The sequence below is a fragment of the Microcystis sp. M53603_WE2 genome, from assembly GCF_030065435.1.
The window spans coordinates 1-3,360 of record NZ_JASJFF010001277.1; the positions used below are offsets into that span (position 1 = coordinate 1).

Annotated in this window: 3 protein-coding genes; 2 read left to right on the plus strand and 1 reads right to left on the minus strand. The window is 39.1% G+C overall.

The genetic code is table 11. The features are described 5' to 3' along the window. Positions 1-385: type 2 periplasmic-binding domain-containing protein (locus PX481_RS26705; protein ID WP_502888640.1), on the plus strand; the 385-nt coding region annotated here is incomplete at its 5' end. A gap of 12 nt (positions 386-397) precedes the next feature. Beyond that, on the plus strand, positions 398-1,804 hold the full coding sequence (locus PX481_RS26710; RefSeq protein WP_002763078.1) for a DUF2079 domain-containing protein: 1,407 nt from the start codon (positions 398-400) through the stop codon (positions 1,802-1,804). On the opposite strand, the gene miaA is transcribed toward PX481_RS26710, so the two are convergent. Continuing rightward, positions 1,746-2,693, minus strand: coding sequence for a tRNA (adenosine(37)-N6)-dimethylallyltransferase MiaA (gene miaA, locus PX481_RS26715; protein WP_002763076.1), 948 nt, complete (start codon positions 2,691-2,693; stop codon positions 1,746-1,748). The genes PX481_RS26710 and miaA overlap by 59 nt on opposite strands. Positions 2,694-3,360 lie beyond the last annotated feature (667 nt).

Here is a 3,360-nt window from a genome sequence, read left to right on the forward strand (position 1 = left end):
CACTCAAGAATTATTAAGACAAAAATATCCTCTTGCTACCTATCAGGAATTTCAAGGAGTGACGGGAAGACTGCGAGGTATCCAAAGTTTAAGAAGGAATAGAATAGATGCTTTTGCTAGTGATGGGATTCTGCTAATTGGAGAAGCTGTCATTCTCGGTTTATCCTTAGAACAAGATTATCAACTTATCCCGCGCAATCCTTTAAATTGTGATTATTATGGTTTTATTCTTCCCGCTAATGATCCCCAATGGCAAGAGTTTATTAATGGGGTTATCGTCACCAGTGAGAACAGAAATATTTTTAAAGCATGGTTTACTGAAGTTGCTGCCTATTTTAGAGATACCTGGCAATATTGTCGTAATAATCCCGAAAAATCCCAGTAAAACTTAACGATTATGCACAAAAAAAATGATTTATTTTGGTTGATTGGTTGCGCTACAATAATCCTGTTTATTTGCAGTGCTGTCAGACATATTTTATTTCAATCTAATGCTCTCGATCTTGGTTGGTTTGATCAGGGAGTTTACCTAATTTCTCAAGGTAAACCACCGATTATATCTTTTGTTGATTACCATATTTTAGGCGATCATATCGCTTTTATTCTCTATCCTATAGCCTTACTTTATAAAATTTATCCTAGCGTTTATTGGCTGCTTTTCTTACAAGCTTTTTCCCTTTCCCTTGCCGTTTTTCCCCTCTGGCAATTGGCAATACAAGCGGGATTAAAAGAAAAACAAGCCTATACATTAGCCTTAGTTTATCTGCTCTATCCCCTGATTTTTAATGTTAATCTCTTTGATTTTCATCCTGAAGTTATCGCAGTTCCAGCCATTTTTTGGACAATTTTGGCCGCAAGATTAAATAATCTCTGGGGATTTTTTCTAGGAATCATTATTATTCTCGGTTGTAAAGCAATTCTCTCTTTAACATTGTTGGGAATGGGTATCTGGTTACTTCTTTGGGAAAAGAAAAAAATCCCCGGAATAATTGCCATGATTAGCGGCATTCTTTGGTTTATTATCGCCACGAAATTATTAATCCCTCTCCTGACAGGAAAATCGGCAGTTATTGAAATGGCCGATTCTCGATATAGTTATCTAGGAGATAGTTTACCAGCAATTATCTTTAATCTTTTCCTCAAACCCGATCTTGTCTTGGGAAAAATCTTTACTGGCAATAATCTAGAATACCTAATCCTATTATTTATTCCCTTAGTTTGGGGTTTATCCTGGCGCTATTCTGCCCCAATAATTGCCGCTATTCCCGCACTCGCTTTAAATTTATTAGCAGATCATGCCCCACAAAAAAACTTAACGACTCAATATTCCCTGCCAATTTTGCCCTTTTTATTTCTAGCGGTTATCGCCACTTTAGCCCATAATAGCAGCTGGTTGAAGCAGCCTAAATGGATAATTACTTGGGCAATTATTGCCTTTTTTGCCTTAGCTAAATACGGCTATTTTTGGTCACTGTATTTAAATTCCCTCGATACTTGGTCCGCCACCCAAAAAGCTCTCACCCAAATTACCACCAGTGAGAGTGTCTTGACTACTTCTAGAATTGCCCCCCATCTTACCCATCGAGAAATGATCAAATTAGCGATCGAAGGTTCCCAATCCCTAGATTTAAATCAATTTAATTATATCCTACTCGATCGCCGTCATCCCGGTTGGTCTAGTTCACCAGAACTAATTGATGATCACTTAAATAAACTGAATCAAAATGAGAACTTCCAGTTAATCGTTAATCAGGATGATGTGTTTTTATATCGGGCCTTGACAACCCCTCAAGAAACAAAATAATTTTTCGTTCCACCGATTTTAATAAATTTTCTTTATCGATGGGAAACCAGACAATACCAGCATCGGCACGAAACCAAGTGCGCTGACGTTTGGAAAATTGACGGGTATGGAGGATAATTAGATCGATCGCCTGTTCTAAAGAAATTTCCCCGAGGAGATATTGCTTAATCTCTGCATAACCCAAAGTCTGCAAAAGTGGCAAATCCCAACCGTATTTATCCCCCAAATTCTGCACCTCTGCTACTAATCCCCTGGCGATCATTTGATGAGTACGAACAGTGATCCGCTTGTCTAAACTTTCTGGGGAACAGTCTAAACCAATTTGTAAAATTGGATAAGTGGGGGGATTTTCTCCCTGCTGACTAGAGATAGGTTTTCCTGTTAGATAAAAAACCTCTAAAGCGCGTAAAGTCCTGACCTGATCATGGGGATGAATTTTTTTAGCAGCCTCTTCATCTACCTGCGTCAGAATTTGATAAAGATAGGATTGTCCTAAAGCTTGTAATTGCCGTCTTAAATCCGCTTGAGGAGAAACCCTCGGTATTTTTAAACCTTTGACAATGGACTTGATATAAAGTCCCGTACCACCGACCAAAAACAGGGGAGAATAGTGGAGATTGTTGATTAAATCCTCAGCCTGTTCTTGGTACTGTGCTAGGGTAAAATTATCTTGAGGATCACAAATATCAATTAGATAATGGGAAATCCGCTGACATTCTTCTAAGCTAGGTTTAGCGGTACCAATATTAAATTCTCGATAGATTTGTCGGGAATCGGCACTGAGAATTACTGAATTAAACTTTTCGGCCAATTGTAGGGCTAAACTGGATTTTCCTGTGGCAGTTGCCCCACAAATAACAATTAAAATAGGTAAAGAGGAAGGCTGCATCTCATTTTCGTAAATCTACCAAGTTGGGATTTTTAAGGGGAAACTCTCGGTTAAAATCGGGCCTTACTTGTGATTTTATCACTCAATCCCAGCTTTTGGGGGGTTCTACCCCCCAAACCCCCCGTTGGGGGCGTGGCGCCGCCCCCAAACCCCCCGCGCATTAGCTTTTCGGTGGGATGCTTACACGCAGTTGTTCATACATTTGTACCAATTTAAGAGTCACTGATAATTGCTGATTGTCGGTATTTCTGCAAATGTGAGATGCAGCCAAGAGGAAAGGGGAAGTAGTCATCGATTTTACATGACAGTAAACAGTAATCAGTAATCAGTAATCAGTAATCAGTAATCAGTGAAAAGACAGGAATGTTAAGCTAAGACCCATTTAAACAGGGTAAGTAGCTAGACACAATTAATTACACATATCTAACTACCTCTTGCCTGTTGCCTGTTGCCTTTTGCCTATCCTAACTAAAAAGTTAATTTTGTCCTATTACTTAGGGCTGGCTGAATAATGGTAAAACCCTTGTTGGTTAAGACTTTTAGAGTTTTTGTAAATCAAAAAGTACCAGATATGGGAGTGATCGGGGGGAAAATTCAGGGACTCTTTCCCTGAAAATTAGGGAATTGACCCCTTCAAAATCGGTAAAACCCTACACCCCACACCCCA